The sequence below is a fragment of the Pseudoalteromonas sp. CO342X genome (genome assembly GCF_004208915.1).
In the GTDB taxonomy this organism is placed as follows: domain Bacteria; phylum Pseudomonadota; class Gammaproteobacteria; order Enterobacterales; family Alteromonadaceae; genus Pseudoalteromonas; species Pseudoalteromonas maricaloris.
Genome location: NZ_SGPH01000010.1, coordinates 21,081 through 37,945 on the forward strand (window position 1 = coordinate 21,081; position 16,865 = coordinate 37,945).

Annotated in this window: 13 protein-coding genes; 9 read left to right on the plus strand and 4 right to left on the minus strand. The window is 44.5% G+C overall.

Annotated features, from left to right (window positions below; all coding sequences use genetic code 11):
• Positions 1–34: 34 nt before the first annotated feature.
• Positions 35–1,465, minus strand: coding sequence for a membrane-bound lytic murein transglycosylase MltF (mltF, locus tag EXT47_RS02105; RefSeq protein WP_039491403.1), 1,431 nt, complete (start codon positions 1,463–1,465; stop codon positions 35–37).
• A 201-nt stretch (positions 1,466–1,666) separates the two neighbouring features.
• On the opposite strand from mltF, the gene purL reads away from it, so the two are divergent.
• From purL to EXT47_RS02125, 4 genes are all read left to right on the plus strand, one after another.
• Positions 1,667–5,551, plus strand: coding sequence for a phosphoribosylformylglycinamidine synthase (gene purL / locus EXT47_RS02110; protein ID WP_039491401.1), 3,885 nt, complete (start codon positions 1,667–1,669; stop codon positions 5,549–5,551).
• 104 nt (positions 5,552–5,655) lie between these two features.
• A complete protein-coding gene (locus tag EXT47_RS02115) occupies positions 5,656–8,208 on the plus strand; it encodes a YdbH domain-containing protein (RefSeq protein ID WP_039491399.1) in 2,553 nt (850 codons plus the stop codon).
• 3 nt (positions 8,209–8,211) lie between these two features.
• Entirely contained in the window at positions 8,212–8,391 is a 180-nt protein-coding gene (locus EXT47_RS02120; protein WP_010374602.1) for a YnbE family lipoprotein, read from the plus strand.
• A 9-nt stretch (positions 8,392–8,400) separates the two neighbouring features.
• Positions 8,401–8,721: a YdbL family protein gene (locus tag EXT47_RS02125; protein WP_017216535.1), complete on the plus strand. Its 321-nt coding sequence runs from the start codon at positions 8,401–8,403 to the stop codon at positions 8,719–8,721.
• 67 nt (positions 8,722–8,788) lie between these two features.
• Here EXT47_RS02125 and EXT47_RS02130 read toward each other — a convergent pair whose 3' ends face one another.
• On the minus strand, positions 8,789–9,331 hold the full coding sequence (locus tag EXT47_RS02130; protein ID WP_039491398.1) for a DUF1415 domain-containing protein: 543 nt from the start codon (positions 9,329–9,331) through the stop codon (positions 8,789–8,791).
• Positions 9,332–9,334: 3 nt separating this feature from the next.
• A complete protein-coding gene (gene waaA / locus EXT47_RS02135; RefSeq protein WP_039491397.1) occupies positions 9,335–10,603 on the minus strand; it encodes a lipid IV(A) 3-deoxy-D-manno-octulosonic acid transferase in 1,269 nt (422 codons plus the stop codon).
• A gap of 145 nt (positions 10,604–10,748) precedes the next feature.
• On the opposite strand from waaA, the gene EXT47_RS02140 reads away from it, so the two are divergent.
• From EXT47_RS02140 to hldE, 3 genes are read left to right on the plus strand one after another with little or no spacing between them, the layout of a single operon-like run.
• Positions 10,749–12,194, plus strand: coding sequence for a capsule assembly Wzi family protein (locus tag EXT47_RS02140; RefSeq protein ID WP_039491396.1), 1,446 nt, complete (start codon positions 10,749–10,751; stop codon positions 12,192–12,194).
• Positions 12,195–12,234: 40 nt separating this feature from the next.
• Positions 12,235–12,831, plus strand: a complete 597-nt coding sequence (locus EXT47_RS02145; RefSeq protein ID WP_039491395.1) for an SIS domain-containing protein — start codon at positions 12,235–12,237, stop codon at positions 12,829–12,831.
• Complete coding sequence (gene hldE / locus EXT47_RS02150; RefSeq protein WP_130125794.1) at positions 12,828–14,276, plus strand: bifunctional D-glycero-beta-D-manno-heptose-7-phosphate kinase/D-glycero-beta-D-manno-heptose 1-phosphate adenylyltransferase HldE; 1,449 nt, start codon at positions 12,828–12,830, stop codon at positions 14,274–14,276. Before EXT47_RS02145 ends, hldE begins: the two co-directional genes overlap by 4 nt.
• On the opposite strand, the gene EXT47_RS02155 is transcribed toward hldE, so the two are convergent.
• Entirely contained in the window at positions 14,273–14,986 is a 714-nt protein-coding gene (locus EXT47_RS02155; RefSeq protein WP_130125795.1) for a 3-deoxy-D-manno-octulosonic acid kinase, read from the minus strand. The genes hldE and EXT47_RS02155 overlap by 4 nt on opposite strands.
• A gap of 107 nt (positions 14,987–15,093) precedes the next feature.
• On the opposite strand from EXT47_RS02155, the gene EXT47_RS02160 reads away from it, so the two are divergent.
• Together EXT47_RS02160 and gmhB are read left to right on the plus strand one after the other, a co-directional pair.
• Positions 15,094–16,161 carry a glycosyltransferase family 9 protein gene (locus EXT47_RS02160; RefSeq protein ID WP_130125796.1) on the plus strand — a complete coding sequence of 356 codons (1,068 nt, stop codon included), beginning with the start codon at positions 15,094–15,096 and terminating at the stop codon, positions 16,159–16,161.
• Positions 16,154–16,708: a D-glycero-beta-D-manno-heptose 1,7-bisphosphate 7-phosphatase gene (gene gmhB / locus EXT47_RS02165; protein WP_039491386.1), complete on the plus strand. Its 555-nt coding sequence runs from the start codon at positions 16,154–16,156 to the stop codon at positions 16,706–16,708. The genes EXT47_RS02160 and gmhB overlap by 8 nt, the downstream gene beginning before the upstream one ends.
• Positions 16,709–16,865: the final 157 nt, after the last annotated feature.

Genomic DNA, 16,865 nt, shown 5'->3' on the forward strand with positions numbered 1-16,865 from the left:
GAAGCATTTATCAAGCCAGTTTAGTAAATATAAATTACTGTTGCTTCTCGACTTCACTGGCTTTGTCTGGATTATCAACCGGAGTCGTTTGCGAAGAGGCTTTACTGCTGTCAGGTAGGAGTGCACCGTTGTCTTCCAACCACACAAGTGCATCATAATAGCGGCGAATATTATCTACATACGTTACCGCGACATCACCACGAGCATATCCATATCTTGTATTTCGATAGTAGCGCTTTTTAGTAAGTAGTGGTAGTCGTTTTTTAACGTCTGCCCAGTTATTCGGATCGCCTCCTTGATCCGCAGTAATGTTACGTGCATCTCGCACATGTCCCCAGCCCACATTGTAAGAAGCAAGGGCAAGCCAAGTACTATCGGGCTGCTGTATTTCTTCAGGCATACGGTCGAATAAAATACGTAGATATTTGGCACCACCTTCAATATTTTGCTGCGCATTGAGGCGGTTTGTCACGCCAACTTTTTTAGCCGTGGGTTGTGTTAGCATCATGATGCCACGAACCCCAGTAGGAGACTTAGCTCTGGGATCCCACATTGATTCTTGATAGCTGACTGCAGCCAGCAAACGCCAATCGATATTGTGCTGTTTCGAATAACTTTTAAACCATTTGAGATAGTTTGGTAAAGTACTATGTACAGCTTCGACAAAGGCTAAGGTGTTTACATAGTTAAACTCTTCGATATGACCAAAATACTTCTCTTCGAGCGTGGCCAAAAAGTTATTTTGTTGTACTCGAGCGAAAAATGCAGGCAGCAACGCATATAACGAATCGTCTTTTTCATTACGCATCATCCACGCCACATGTTCATCTTTTGTAACTGAAAACGCAATACTGACGGTCGGGTGGTAGCGTCTAAATAGGGCCAGTGAATGTGAGTCTGTAATGGTGTAGTCAATCTCTCCATCAATGATGGCCTGAAGCAGCTCTTCCTCACCTTTATCTGAAACAACCTCCCAACTCAAATGAGGGTGGCTTGTTTTCGCCTCTTCAAGCGCAATAACATGATTGCTGTGTGCAAGTACGGTAATTGGCGCTTTAATATCATCAAAGTCTCTTGGCCACTCTCTCCCTTGTTTGTACACGAGTTTTTGACTGATCATTCTATACGTTGGGCCAAAACGATATTGTACTGTTCTTGATGGGTGAAAGCTCACCGCGGAGGCGACGATATCTAAGTCTCCGGCATCTAGCCTTGCAAATAACTCATCTAAGTTAAAGTAAGGAACAATGTGTAATTCAACACCAAGCTCATTGGCAAATTCACTCGCCAGTTCATATTCGAACCCTTGTTCTCCAGTGGTGCCTTGGTAGTAGTTTCCCGGGCCCGCGAGCGTGCCAACACGTAATACCTTATTTTGTTTTACATGTTGCAACTGATTAAGAGGGGCTTTGTCGCACCCAACTAAACAGATGACAACAAAGCACATAAAGATGTATTTAAACATGGCCTAGGTTCTCTTTTGCGCTCGAAATCCCAACTTACCGCAGCAAAATCATAATTGCAAAAGCCGAATTAACTTAAGGTAATGATAGATTTGCATGATATTTTCTAGTTTTGACAAATTAGTGTTAATTCCGCGCGCTATTTCCACTATAATGAGCGCCCAAAGATATCGTTCAATCCTTAACCCCGGATGAAAATACCTATGTTAATCCTACGTGGTGCACCTGCACTTTCAGATTTCAAAGTCCAAAAGATCCTTAAAACCTGCGCTGCAGCTCAATTACCAGTTACCAATGTTTATGCCGAGTTCATGCATTTTGCTGATTTAACGGCTGAGCTTTCAGAGGCTGAGTTAACTAAGCTAAACAGCCTGTTAAAGTATGGACCGACTATTACGGAGCACACGCCAGAGGGCAAACTGATCTTGGTAACACCAAGGATCGGAACTATCTCTCCTTGGGCTTCTAAAGCGACAGATATTGCAAACAACTGTGGTCTTACGCAAGTACACCGTGTTGAGCGTGGTATTGCTTATTATGTTGAGGGTGAACTAACACAAGCTCAGTTCGACGAAGTTGCACAATTACTTCATGACCGCATGACCGAATCTGTTCATGCAGAGCTTGATGATGCAGCTAAATTATTCCGCACGGAAACGCCTCGCCCAATGTCTTCGGTGGATATTCTTGGCGGCGGCCGTGAAGCACTCGCGGTTGCGAACGTTGAGCAAGGCTTTGCACTTGCTGATGACGAAATTGACTACTTGGTAGAAAGCTTTGAAAAGCTTGGCCGTAACCCTAATGACATCGAACTGTTCATGTTCGCTCAAGCAAACTCTGAGCACTGTCGTCACAAAATTTTCAATGCTGATTGGACTATCGATGGTGTAGAACAGCCTAAGTCGCTGTTTAAAATGATTAAAAACACCTACGAAACCAATAGCGACAACGTATTGTCGGCGTATAAAGATAACGCTGCGGTAATGGTTGGCTCTAAAGCGGGTCGTTTCTTCCCAAATACAGACGGCGAATATGCTTACCACGAGGAAGATATCCACATTCTGATGAAAGTGGAAACGCACAACCACCCAACGGCGATTGCCCCATTTTCTGGCGCATCAACAGGTTCTGGTGGTGAGATCCGCGATGAAGGTGCAACCGGTCGTGGTTCTAAGCCAAAAGCAGGTTTAGTTGGCTTTACGGTTTCTAACCTTCGTATTCCGGGTTTTGAGCAACCTTGGGAAACTAACTTTGGTAAACCAGGACGCATTGTTAATGCATTAGACATCATGCTTGATGGCCCACTTGGTGGCGCTGCATTTAACAACGAATTTGGTCGTCCAAACCTATTGGGTTACTTCCGTACTTACGAAGAAAAAGTAGAAAGCCATAATGGCGCGGAAGTACGTGGTTACCACAAGCCAATCATGATCGCTGGTGGTTTAGGTAACATCCGTGAAGATCACGTGCAAAAAGGCTCAATCCCTGTAGGTGCTAAGCTAATCGCACTTGGTGGTCCCGCAATGAACATCGGTCTTGGCGGTGGGGCTGCTTCATCAATGGCATCTGGCCAATCAAACGAAGATTTAGACTTTGCTTCTGTTCAGCGTGAAAATCCTGAGATGGAACGCCGTTGTCAGGAAGTGATCGACAAATGTTGGCAGCTTGGTGATGATAACCCAATTGCGTTTATTCACGATGTGGGCGCGGGTGGTTTATCAAATGCATTTCCTGAGCTTGTCGACGACGGCGGCCGTGGTGGTAAGTTCCAGCTACGTAACATCCCGAACGATGAACCAGGCATGGCACCACACGAAATCTGGTGTAACGAGTCGCAAGAGCGTTATGTATTGGCAGTTGCAGCTGAAGACTTTGCTCGCTTTGAAGCAATTTGTAAGCGTGAGCGCGCACAATATGCGGTAATTGGTGAAGCGACAGAAGAGCGTCACCTAACAGTCGCTGATAGCCACTTTGATAATAATCCTGTGGACCTGCCACTAGACGTATTACTTGGCAAGCCACCAAAAATGCATCGTGACGTTGAGTCAAAGCGTGTAGTGGGTACAGCATTAGATACTGCGGGTATTGAGCTTGAAGATGCTGCTAAGCGTTTGCTTCGCCTACCAACGATTGCTGAGAAAACATTCCTTATCACGATTGGTGACAGAACCGTAACGGGTCTGGTTGCACGTGACCAAATGGTTGGCCCTTGGCAGGTACCTGTCGCTAACTGTGCGGTAACGGCGGCAACTTACGATACTTACCACGGTGAAGCGATGTCGATGGGTGAACGCACCCCTGCAGCACTACTTAACTATGGTGCATCAGCGCGTCTAGCAGTAGCAGAAGCGTTAACCAATATCGCTGGTGCTAATATCGGTAGCCTAAACAACATTAAGCTTTCGGCAAACTGGATGGCGGCTGCGGGTCATCCAGGCGAAGATGCGGGTCTTTACGAAGCGGTTAAAGCGGTTGGTGAAGAATTATGTCCTGCATTAGGCCTTACAATCCCAGTTGGTAAAGATTCAATGTCGATGAAGACTCAGTGGGATGAGAATGGCGAAGAAAAGTCAGTGACTGCGCCATTATCACTTATCATCACTGCATTTGGTCGTGTTGAGGATATTCGCAAAACAGTCACGCCTGAGCTTCGTACTGATAAGGGTGAAACCAGCCTATTCCTACTTGACTTAGGTGCTGGTCAAAACCGTCTTGGTGCGTCAAGCTTAGCGCAAGTGTACAAGCAACTTGGCGACAAGACACCTGATGTTGACAGCCCAGAGCTGTTAAAAGGCTTCTACAATGCGGTACAAGCATTAGTTGAGTCAGGCAAGCTTATCGCTTACCACGACCGCTCTGACGGTGGTCTATTCACCACTGCTGCGGAAATGGCGTTTGCAGGCCACACAGGTGTTAGCATTGAATTAGATGCGCTGCAAGGTACAGACTTAGAAGTGTTATTTAATGAAGAGCTTGGCGCAGTATTACAAGTTCGCAATGACGATATCGCCGCGGTTGAAGCAGTATTTGCCGAGCACGGTATTGCCGATATTGCACATCGCATCGGTACGCTAAACGGTGAAGACAAGGTTATCTTTACTCGTGGCGGTCAGGCAGTACTTGAAAATACTCGCACAGAGCTTCGCACTATCTGGGCTGAGACAACTTACCAGATGCAAGCACTACGTGATAACCCAGATTGCGCGAAGCAAGAGTTTGACGCTAAGTTCGATGACAAAGATCCGGGCCTTAACGTTAAACTAAGCTTTGACCTAAACGAAGATATCGCAGCGCCTTACATTGCAAAAGGGGTAAAGCCTCAAGTTGCCATCTTGCGTGAGCAAGGCGTTAACTCACATATCGAAATGGCGGCTGCATTTAATCGTGCTGGCTTTGCGGCAATCGACGTACACATGAGCGATATCCTTGAAGGTCGCTTAACGCTAGAGCAATTCAAAGGCCTAGTGGCATGTGGTGGCTTCTCATACGGTGACGTTTTAGGTGCTGGTGAAGGCTGGGCTAAATCAATTCTATTCCATGACTCAGCACGCGAGCAATTCCAAGGCTTTTTCCAACGCCAAGATACTTTCAGCTTAGGTGTGTGTAATGGCTGTCAGATGCTTTCTACATTGAAAGAGCTAATCCCTGGCACGGAAAACTGGCCACGTTTTGTCACCAACAAGTCAGAGCGTTTTGAAGCGCGTTTCAGCTTAGTTGAAGTACAGCAAAGCCCGTCAATCTTCTTTGATGGTATGGCTGGCTCGCGTATGCCAATCGCGGTATCACATGGTGAAGGTCATGCTGAGTTTGCAAGCGAAGCGGCGGTACAAACGGCACTGAATTCAGGTTCAGTTGCTGTGAAGTTTGTTGATAACTACGGTGATCCAACCACTCAGTACCCAGCTAACCCGAATGGCTCTCCTGCTGGTATTACGGGCATGACGTCAACAGACGGTCGTGCAACTGTGATGATGCCGCATCCAGAGCGTGTATTCAGAGCAGTAGCAAACTCTTGGCACCCAGATGAGTGGCAAGAAGATAGCCCTTGGATGCGTATGTTCCGCAATGCGCGTAAGCTAGTAGGCTAACGAAATTAAAAAAGGTCACTTCGGTGGCCTTTTTTATTCATGGCTCGATAATTATCTATCGGGTACACTGAAAAGGAAATACCAATCATATTTTAGGGATACGAATGAAAAAATGGCTTTGGAGCTTAGTGTTGATACTCAGTGTTTTCGTGGGTGTTTACCTTGCCAGAGTTCCTTTGTCGCTCTGGGCCATTAAACATTTTATACCAGTTAATGAACTTCAGGTCAGTTGTCTTGACTGGCGTTTGTCGGGCTTCAATCGTATCCATATTACAAAAGCATGTGTGCAGACAGATGCGTTTAAGGCCCAGCTTTATGATGCGCAACTAAGCATGCGCCAAGTCAATATTAAAAAAGCGGACATGCAACTTCTTCCGCCCAAAAAGTCAGATGCAACTCGGCCACAGCGCCTCGCATTACCACTCGACATCACCAGACCCAAAATGCATGTAGCCAAGCTCTCTATATCTGGCGAGCCATTACCAAAGCCATTAGTTGTGTCGATTTCGGAGTCCGAGCTGAATCAATTTGTAGTTTCAGGTGACATTGCTGCAGAAGTTACGTTGCAGCCAGAGCGTATTGCTGCAAATATTGATCTTAGTGGCGAGTACCTCAGCGCTTTGTTACCTCCTCAGCTCCAAGCCCTTTCAGGAACTAGCCAACTTGAATTCGATGGTCTAGCTATGGACGCAGAGCTAGAACTTGAAACTTTAGTGGCGCTTGAACAGGCTGAGTGTAAAGGTACCGTTGCGTATATAGGCGCTGTGTCAGGGCGCTATGATTTAGCCACACAGCAGGGGAAGATAGCACTTGCCGAGCCGATTTCAGCGAAAGCAACGCTTAATTGTCTTACTTCTGAATATAACAAACTGTTACCGACCACTTGGCAGCTTCGTATACCGAGTGAAATTACTATTTCTGCGGATTCAATTGCGACAGGTTTACTTCAAGTGACAGGTAAAGATAAACCGTTACAACTTGAAGTTAACGAGTTGGCAGTCGACTTAACTGAGCTTTTCGTCAATGGTGATATTCGCCTTGAATTTTCCGATGATAAGTGGGGGGCGCATACACTGGCTGGAGCGCTGAGTGCGCGGCCAAATTTTGTTAATATGAGCGGGGAAATCACAAGTGACCTTCAAAAGCTTACACTGCAAGATGCTATTGCTGAGAATCTCGAGCTCAATAGCCGCTTCAAAATATCGGGTGATCCAACCGAGCTAATTACAGTTGAGGCTCAGCCGAGTATATTCTCAACCCAGTTGTTGACATCAGATTTGGTGATTGATAATCCATCTTTGATGCTTGATTTACATGCGCAGCTAGATGTGCCAAAACTCAAAAGTGGACATCTACTACACAGAGTCTTACCTGAAGGAATGAGTTTTGCGATAACGCTTGATTCAAAACTGCAAAACCTGAGTGCTGAGAATGTAACAGCAAAACAGAGTGCGTTGAGCGGGCGAGTTGTGCTCAAGCCTACACATGATTTTGATATCAATCTCAACTTAACCAGTGCACAGATACAACAGCAGAATTATAAACTGAATGAGTTTGCGCAGACACTGCACTGGCAAGGCTCAGTCGCGACCGGAGAAATCTTTTCAACCTTGTCGGGCAATACTAAGGTAGCAGAAGTTAACTTAGCTGATCTCAGTTTGAAAAACGTGAGCATTGACAGCAAAGGGCAGCAAAGCCGCGGATTGATGGCGTCACATGTGATTAATATTGATGGTGTAAAGGCGTTGCTTGAGCATCAATATTCAAGCTTAAAACATCCAGCACAAATACACGTGCCCACGCAGCAGCTCGCTCAACTTCAGCCATATATTGACGCGCTTTTACCGAACTTAAAAATTACCCATGGTAACTTCTATGCAGTACTCGAAGGGGATTTATCCACGCGCATATTTACCTTAGACGGGAGCGTTCAAAACGGCTCTGCGTTATTTAATGAACGGCTTATTCAAAATGCAACGATTGATGTCTTTGGTCTATTAAGTTCAGCTAATATTCAACTCAAGCCAACCACACTGAGTGTTGAAGAGTTGAGAGCTGGTGTTATCGTTCAAGCCATAACAGGCCAACTACTCAGCGAAGCAGGCGTGGCTAAACTGAGAGATATTAACGCACAGGTTTTTGCCGGTAACGTGGGGATTGATGAAGTTAGTTTGGTCCCAACGCCGCAGGTCGTTCAGGTATCGCTAGATAAACTGAGTTTGGACCTTATTGCCGCCTCTGGGCATGATGCAGGCGTTGAGCTGAGAGGGCTGATCTCAGGCAAGTTACCAGTACAAGTGTCTTCATCTGGGGTGCGTATTGAATCTGGTCATATCCATAATGTTGGTGAAGGGCTGTTAAAGGTTGAAAACAATGCATCAATTAATGCGCTAAAAGAGCAGCAACCTAGCTTACAAACGGTGATCGGTGTACTTGACGAGTTGACCATTGAGCAATTGAGTAGTGGCGTAAATTTAAGTGAAGACGGCTGGTTGGACTTAGATGTTAAAATTACAGGAATTAACAAACTCCAACAACAACCAGTAAACTTTAACTATACACACTCAGAAAATGTGTTTACCTTATTACGAGCCCTACGCTTAAGCGACGAGATTACGCGCGAAGTAGAAAATGCGTTAAATAAAGAGGAGCGTTAGTGAATGAAATGGATGCTAGTGATATCAGCTTTATTGGTATTGAGCGCTTGTACTCATAAGGTGCAAGTAGAAACCAAAGAGCCTATTACGATCAACTTAAATGTAAAAGTAGATCATGAGATCCGCGTGAAGGTGGACAAAGAACTCGACAATTTATTCAGCGAAGACAGCGAGCTATTCTAAGGAGGATTTATGAAGCTAAAAGCAATCTCTACCCTAATTATTGGGCTCAGTATGAGTTTCGCCGCATTCGCAATTTCCATTGACGATGCTAAATCACAGGGTTTAGTTGGCGAAACTACATCGGGCTATCTTGGCGTAGTTAAAAATGGCCAAGGTGTGCAGCAGCTAGTTGATGAAGTGAATGAAAAGCGCAAAGAAAAATACCAGCAATTAGCGAAAAAGAACGGTATTACCCTTGAGCAAGTGGAAGCTTTAGCTGCTAAAAAAGCGTATAACAAAACGCATTCAGGCCATTATATTCAAGTCAATGGCAGCTGGGTGAAAAAGTAATACTTCCAAAATCTTACAAGAAAAGGCTGGCTAAACCAGCCTTTTGACTATTTATCCGAAGCTTAGGTTAATTAGCTTTGTGGCATTGCTGAAGCAAATGCTGCCAAAACGCTTCCCCTTTACGCCTTGCGAGACGGATATTATTTTCTGGGATCTGCTCAGGATCGTCATACTCTACTAATGCTTGAGCCATACTTTCTTCGCGGATCAAGTGGAGTGTTGGGTAGGGCGCGCGGTTAGTGTAGTTTGCTGCGTCATGCTCATCGCTATCAGCGAAAACATAATCTGGATGAAAAGTGGCAATTTGATAAGTACCTTCAAACCCTTGCGCTACTAATAAAGCGTTTGCTAGGTCGACGAGATCCAAAAAGTCGTCAAAATTGCTAAAACCTTTATCAAATATAACTAGTGTTGTTTCTCGCTCTGGCTCATGGTTTAACTCTGAGCACTGCTCTAACATATCCATCACGGCATCGTCGTGGCTTATCGCTTGAGACACGAAATAATGAATGCTGTTACTTTCAACTTCCTGTCGAGCAAACGGGCAAAAGTTGTATTTTACAATGACTTGGCTAACCCAGTTTTGCATTGTAGAGATGACTGTATTCATGAATTATTCCAAGCTCTTATTGATTAGTTTCATGGTTTTAGCAATAGCCCCGGTATTTTCAACTAGTACCGATTGAGCGTTAGCACCGATTTGCGTTCGAAGCGATTTATCTTCAAATAGCGTAATAATTTGAGCGGCAAGCTTGTCCTTATCATCGACTACGATGGCACCTTGTTGCGCGATAAGTTGAGGGTATATATGCGCAAAATTATAGGTATGTGGGCCGGTTAATATTGGCACACCATGAGCCGCCGCTTCTAGTGGGTTATGACCGCCGCGCTCAATCAAGCTACCACCAATATAGGCGATATCGGCACCGCCAAATAGCCACTTTAATTCCCCTAAAGTATCCGCTAACAAGACCGAAGCTTCTGCGTTTATACCGTTACTACTCTTTTTGGTAAAAGCGATCTCTTGTTCACTGAGGTAGTCAGCAACCGCTTGAAACTGCTCGGGATGGCGAGGTGCAATAATGAGTAACGCATTACTTACCTGTTTTAATACTCGCTGATGTGCAGCAATGACTTGCTCATGCTCCTTAGGATGCGTAGATCCTGCAAGCCAAATTAACCGCTCGGGGTAATTTGCTTGAAACTGTCTTGCCTTTGCAATTTCTTCTTCGGTGATTGAGATATCAAACTTGATTGAGCCGGTAATGTGAAGCTTAGATTGAACAAGCCCGAGCTTGATGAAACGCTCGCCGTCTTCCTCATTATGGGCTGCAAGCAGATCTATGTTGCTCATTAAGCCTTTGGTTAACCATGCATGCTTTTTATAACCTTGGTATGATTTTTCAGAGAGTCTGGCATTGACTACTAAGGTTTTACATTGATTTTGTTTGGCGTAATGAAAAATATTAGGCCACAGCTCAGTTTCCATCACAATAAGGAGTTTGGGCTTCAAGGTCATGAAAAACTTTCTGACCGCAAAAGCAAAATCTATAGGTAAATAACAGACATGTACTTGTACATTACTGTGAAAAGCTTTTGTTATCTCTTCTCTACCTGTCGGGGTGTTACAAGTGACAATGATTGGAGCTGCAGCTTGTTCTTTAAGTACTGATTTTATGAGAGGTGTGGCTGCAAGCACTTCCCCAACAGAGGCGCAATGGATCACAACAGCATGTTGCGGCAGCTTGTTTGGGTTAAAGCCTAAGCGCTCTGTAAAATGAGTTCGATAGCCAGGGTTTTTCCTACCTCGAATAAAATACAGATAACTCAATAAAATAGGTGCTAATACTAGCAATAATAAGGAATATAGTCGGCGCGCCATAGGAGTCGCTTAAGCTCAAAAATCAGTATTTTACCTTGTTCCAAGGCGAAATTGAATGAACAACACAATTTTACACAGTTCAACAGATGCCTAGGGGCTTTTGGTTTGGTAGTATTTAGCGCATTAAAAGTAATGGAATAACAAAATGAATTTAGCTCGAGTACTCGCTTGCTGTAGTTTATTAGCTTCGAATCTCGCTTTTGCGAGCCCCACAGCTTATTTACCCATTGGACAAGATCCGCTGTTGGAATATCAAATCGATAAAATGTTTGCGTTGACCGTTGGTACGCCTATGGCAAAGCCTTACCGTATCAGTGAAATCAAGATGCATTTGATGAAGCTTAGGCATATTGACGCCACATTACAGCAGAGTATTAGTCAGGGGATTGCACCTTATCTGCAGGACGATGCGTTGACACAAAGATCGATAACACTGCGTGTTGATAGCGGTGAAGAAAAGCAAATAGCCAACGATAGAGGTAATTACAGCGGTGAATATGCTGAATTGGGGCTCGGTGGTGTTTGGCGTGGAAGCGAATCAAGCATTTTACAAATCGGTGCTGAGTATCGAGTAGATGCAAACAAACTTGTTCCATACAATACTTTTTATGGCATGTCCTACGGTAACTTGCAGCTTAATTTAGGATATAAAGAACATTGGTTTTCACCATTTAAGCATTCGGCTCAAGTATATTCTAATAACGCTAGACCCTCATTATCAGCTTCTTTGGGTTTAGTTGTGCCTATTCGAAATTGGTGGAACTTCGATTTTGAGCTGTTTTATTCTGAACTAGAGAAAGTCCATGACGGGATTCGTTTTCAAGGCACGCTTCACGATGGAACACCTAAAATAGCGGGTAGTCACTTTAGTATAGAGCCATTAGCTGGATGGAAAATCGGTCTAAACAGAGTCATGCAATTCGGAGGCGGGCCTAGAAAAGTAGATTTTAAGGACTTTGTTAAGGCATATTTTGACCCTGTTGGAAACGATAATAAGATAGGTGATCTCACTCAAGATGATGAACTGGGCGATCAATGGGCAACTATCACGACCAGCTTTACCACAAATTACGGCACTCAAGCACAATGGTATTTAGAATACGGTGGTGAGGATAGCAATAACCATAAAAACTATTTGTTTGGTAATACGGTTGTCAATGTTGGCGTTTTTCTCCCTCAATTGACTTCAACGACTTCATTACGCTATGAGTTTACTGATATGGAAAGCTTATGGTATGTAAACGAAATTTACGATACTTATGGCAATACGATCGACGGATTTGGCGTTGGGCATTTTGCTGCAAACCATCGCCAGTTCGATGATGGTGCACCGACGCAAATTCACGTTTTAGAAGGTACTTACCAATCAGATTATCGTTCATTATGGCGAGCTAAGCTTTCAGTTATCGATAATGAAAGTAACTATTTGAATGAACTTGGTGAGCTTGGCGCTGAGTACGAACGTGGCTACGAGTTTGAGCTGGCGCATATTGGTGAAGCTTATAGCAAGCAAATCGAAACGAAATTAACCTTGGGTAAAGATGTCTTCGGTGAGAATTACACTTGGTTATCAGTCCATGTATACTGGTAGGTATCACGCGGGACAAGCATAGAATAGTTTAGGAACAAATATGTCATTGAATGAACAAGTAGCACAAAGCTACTTCGCAAGCTTACAGCGCCATGTTGATGTTTTTGAAACAATGGCAAACTATCACCAAGAATGTGTTGAGCTACTTGAAGCATGCCAAAGCACGTTAGCAGCCGGTGGTAAGGTCATTTGGTTTGGTAATGGTGGTAGCGCGGCAGATGCGCAGCACCTAGCTGCAGAATTTGTGGTGCGTTACAAATTAGAGCGCGGTCCTTTAGCTTCGATTGCATTAACTACCGACACCTCAATTTTGACCGCGCACAGCAATGACTATCACTTTGACTCAGTATTTGAACGTCAGGTTCAGGCACTTTGTAAACCAGAAGATATGGTGATTGGTTTAACCACATCAGGTACGAGCCCTAATATCAATTTGGCACTTCAAGCCGCAAATGAAATTGGCGCGTTTACCGTGGCATTGACAGGTAGAACTGGTGGTAAAGTGAAGGACATTGCTAAATTACCGATTATTATCGCAAACGATGAGACAGCGCGTATTCAAGAAGCGCATATGTTTATTGGTCACTGGCTATGCGAAGCGGTCGATATGCTCGTTGCGGCGGAGCAAAAAGCATGAAGTTAGCGGCGCTTCAACAGCTAAATAAAGCCAAGGTATTGGTGGTTGGCGATGTGATGTTGGATAGATACTGGCATGGAGATACTGGGCGCATTTCTCCTGAGGCTCCAGTGCCTGTGGTGAAAGTCAGCGCATTAGAAGACAAAGCTGGTGGTGCGGCGAACGTTGCCAAAAACATCGCTCACCTAGATGGTAAAGTGGGTTTGCTTGGACTTATCGGCGAAGATGACAATGGCAAAACGCTTGAGGCTATTCTTACCAAAGAAAATATTGAATCTAGCTTAGTTAACGTCGTTGAGCTGCCGACTATCGCAAAAATGCGTGTGATCAGCCGTCATCAGCAAGTGGTTAGACTCGATTTAGAAGAGCCCTTTCAGTTATCTCACAGTCAACTCTTGCTTGAGCGTCTAAAGCAAGAAGTTGATAAGTATGACTTTGTGTTGTTTAGCGACTACAACAAAGGCGCTTTGTGCGCCATTTCAGAAATGATTGCGGTGGCTAAAGCTGCTGGTAAAACGGTACTTATCGACCCTAAAAATAGTGACTTGAGCCTCTATCAAGGTGCTGATTTTATTACGCCTAACTTAAACGAATTTAAACTCGCTGGTGGAGACACAAGTAGCGAAGAGGCACTCACCTCTAGTGCGCGCGAACTCCTTAAAACGTCAGGGATCGGCGCTATGTTGCTGACGCGCTCCGAGCAAGGCATGTCTTTGATAACCAATACTGAAAAGTTTGATTTCCCAGCTCAAGTACAGGAAGTAAGTGATGTTACGGGGGCTGGTGATACCGTGATCGCCACACTGACGACGATGTTAGGCGCTGGAATGTCTGCTAAAGACGCGGTGGAAGTAGCAAATATTGCCGCAGGTATTGCCGTGAGTAAGTTAGGTGCTGCAACGGTGTCACCGGAAGAGTTGAGTCGCAAGCTGGGTCAATATCTTAGAGAAACGGGCGAGCACTACCAAACGCCGTTTGAAGAAGTGCTTAAGCACATTACTTTTGCCAAGCAAAATGGCGAAACCATTGTATTTACCAACGGCTGCTTTGATATTCTCCATGCAGGACATGTGCGTTATTTAGCGCAAGCTAAAGCGATGGGTGACAGACTCGTCGTTGGGTTAAATAATGATGAATCGATCTCGCGCCTTAAAGGGCCTGAACGCCCAATCAATCCACTGAAAGAGCGGGCTATGGTGTTATCTGCACTCGCTTCTGTGGATTGGGTTATTCCGTTTGGCAGTGTTGAAGAAAATGATACACCAGCTAAGTTGATAGAAATGGTCAGCCCTGACATTTTGGTCAAAGGTGGTGACTATAAAGTGGAAGATATTGCAGGTGCAGAGCATGTGCTTAATCAAGGTGGAAAAGTCGAGGTGTTAGCATTTTTGGATGGTTGCTCGACTTCCAATGTGATTAAAAAGGCACAGCTACAAAAAAGTTAACGTGCGCTGCGATAGGCTTGCATTAATACTTGCCATTGATTTTCATCAAAATAAAAGGTCGGCCATTTGCCGGCCTCTTTTTTAAATGAACGTTGCAAACGCTCCATGTTTGCGTGCTGCCAACTTAAGTTTGGCTGCATGATTTTGCCCTTATCAAAATCAATTAGAAATACTTTGCCGTCGGCATCAAATAAAATATTGTTGATGTTCAAATCATCATGATAGGCACCGGCTTGATGAAACTGAGCAATGGTGTGGCCGATACTTTCCAGTTCATTTGTACTAAGCGTTCTTGCTTGCAAAATTTCGCAAACACTGGTGGCATCAGACACCGCTTCGGTCAAAATATCTGCACGATAAATACCAAAATGAAGCGATATTCTTGCGCCAAGTGGTGTTGGGACTGGTAAACCTTGTAGTTGTAGTTGCTCTAGCAAAGCAAACTCTTGATATACGCGAGTATTTTCTAGTTTGGTAAAAATATATTGATCACTCAACAGCTTGCCGATTAAGCCACCACGATAATAGTGCTTAAGTACCGCAACGCTTTGATTAAACCGCACGAACCACGCCGTTGCTCGGCCTTCTTTCGAGCCGACAATCGCATTATTTTTCTGCCAATATTCAGGGTCAAACATTTCTTCTGAAACATCATAATCTAGGGTTGAAGGCGTTAGTAAATAGCTATGCGGCTGTTTGATGATTTGCACAATATAGGATTCTTAAGAGTCAATTGTGACATTCTAACTATTTTTCATCCTCAGTGAAACTTGCAAACTTGTTTGATTAATTTAAGATCAAGCGCTTGTTACTTTCCATGAGAACTATTGTTTTGAGCAAATCCTTGACCTCTATTTGTATTTTGCGACTTTCTGCGATTGGCGACGTGTGCCATGCAGTGAGTGCTGTACAGGCGATCCAACGTGCACATCCGCAAGCGAAAATAACGTGGGTGATAGGTAAAGTGGAAGCCATGTTACTGGCTGACCTACCCGGTGTTGAGCTCGTCGTATTTGACAAAAAGCAGGGTAAAGCCGCGCTCAAGGCGTTAAAGGCAAAGTTCAAAGGGCAAAAGTTTGACGTATTACTACATATGCAGGTTGCGTTAAGAGCCAACCTTGTTGCGCGAGTTATTCCTGCAAAGCAAAAGATAGGCTTTGATAAAGGGCGCTCAAAAGAGTTACACAGTTTGTTTATTAACAAGCGGATCGCACCTCAACAGTCGCCACATGTGCTCGAAGGTTTCCAAAACTTTGCCCGTGCAATTGGTGCTGAGTGCGGTGAGCCAACATGGCAGATGCCAGTGACGGCAGCTCATCAAGCTGCGGCAAAATCACTGTTGCCCGAAGGGAAAGTGTTTGTGATATCGCCTGCGGCGAGTAAAGCCGAGCGCAATTGGCTTCCTGAGCGTTATGCTAGGGTTGCAGATCATGCTGCTGAATTGGGGTTTCAGGTAGTGATAACGGGTGGCCCAACGGAGCTTGAGCAAAATTTAGCAGCCGAAATTCAAAAACACAGTCAAGCTGAGTTATTAAACTTAGTGGGAAAAACTGACTTGAAAACCCTACTTTGTGTGTTGGAGCAAGCCGAATTGGTGCTAGCACCTGATACCGGGCCTGCTCATATGGCCGTGACAGTTGGAACGCCGGTGATAGGTTTGTATGCTCACTCCAACCCAACTCGTACAGGGCCATACATGTATCAAGACTATGTGGTTGAGGTTTATCATCAAAACCTCATTGCACAAAAGGGTAAAACTGCTGAACAATTACCCTGGGGAACACGGGTAAAAGGTAGCGAACTCATGTCTCAAATTTTGGTTGATGCAGTAATTACGATGTTTGATCGGGTAATAAAAGATCAGGGGATTGTGACCAATGCATAAGGCTGTATTTTTAGATAGAGACGGCGTTGTTAATAAAGATCACGCCTATGTTCATAAAATTGCGGATTTTGAGTTTATCGATGGGGTATTCAGTGCCTGCCAAGCATTTAGCAAAGCCGGTTATAAAATTGTGGTCGTGACGAATCAGTCGGGCATTGGCCGAGGTTACTACGATGAAGCACAATTTCACGCGTTAAGCGAGTGGATGTGCGCGCAGTTTATGGCGCATGGTGTTGACATCGCTGGTGTTTATTTTTGTCCTCACCACCCAGAAAAGGCACAAGGTCCATATAAAGTAGAGTGTGACTGTCGTAAACCAGAACCCGGGATGCTGCTGCAAGCTATAGCCGAGCATGACTTGGATCCTGCGCAAAGTATTATGATTGGTGATAAAGTCTCAGACATCAAGGCTGCCCGCGCTGCTGGCGTAAAAACAGCCATTTTAGTTGAGTCTGGGCAGAGTTTTAGTCAAGAGCAACAACAGCTCGCGGACAAAGTATGTGCTTCGTTGGCGGAGGTACCAGCCGCACTATGTTTGTCTGAGTAAAATAAAGTTTGCTGCCAGTTGTCGCAAATCGTGCATTTATTGTGTGAACCTTTTAAAATAAAGATATCTTTTAATGTACCAGGTATGATTGAATTGGTACGTTCCAATTAACTTGAGCTAATTAGCACAAGCGTAAACTTCTGATAGTGAGAATGAC

Excerpts from the sequence above, each read along its gene's own strand:
- EXT47_RS02160 (WP_130125796.1), top strand. The coding sequence starts at position 15,094 with ATGAGAACTATTGTTTTGAGCAAATCCTTGACCTCTATTTGTATTTTG.
- EXT47_RS02115 (WP_039491399.1), top strand. The coding sequence starts at position 5,656 with ATGAAAAAATGGCTTTGGAGCTTAGTGTTGATACTCAGTGTTTTCGTG.
- EXT47_RS02125 (WP_017216535.1), top strand. The coding sequence starts at position 8,401 with ATGAAGCTAAAAGCAATCTCTACCCTAATTATTGGGCTCAGTATGAGT.
- gmhB (WP_039491386.1), top strand. The coding sequence starts at position 16,154 with ATGCATAAGGCTGTATTTTTAGATAGAGACGGCGTTGTTAATAAAGAT.
- hldE (WP_130125794.1), top strand. The coding sequence starts at position 12,828 with ATGAAGTTAGCGGCGCTTCAACAGCTAAATAAAGCCAAGGTATTGGTG.
- waaA (WP_039491397.1), bottom strand. The coding sequence starts at position 10,603 with ATGGCGCGCCGACTATATTCCTTATTATTGCTAGTATTAGCACCTATT.
- purL (WP_039491401.1), top strand. The coding sequence starts at position 1,667 with ATGTTAATCCTACGTGGTGCACCTGCACTTTCAGATTTCAAAGTCCAA.
- EXT47_RS02130 (WP_039491398.1), bottom strand. The coding sequence starts at position 9,331 with ATGAATACAGTCATCTCTACAATGCAAAACTGGGTTAGCCAAGTCATT.
- EXT47_RS02120 (WP_010374602.1), top strand. The coding sequence starts at position 8,212 with ATGAAATGGATGCTAGTGATATCAGCTTTATTGGTATTGAGCGCTTGT.
- mltF (WP_039491403.1), bottom strand. The coding sequence starts at position 1,465 with ATGTTTAAATACATCTTTATGTGCTTTGTTGTCATCTGTTTAGTTGGG.
- EXT47_RS02145 (WP_039491395.1), top strand. The coding sequence starts at position 12,235 with ATGTCATTGAATGAACAAGTAGCACAAAGCTACTTCGCAAGCTTACAG.
- EXT47_RS02140 (WP_039491396.1), top strand. The coding sequence starts at position 10,749 with ATGAATTTAGCTCGAGTACTCGCTTGCTGTAGTTTATTAGCTTCGAAT.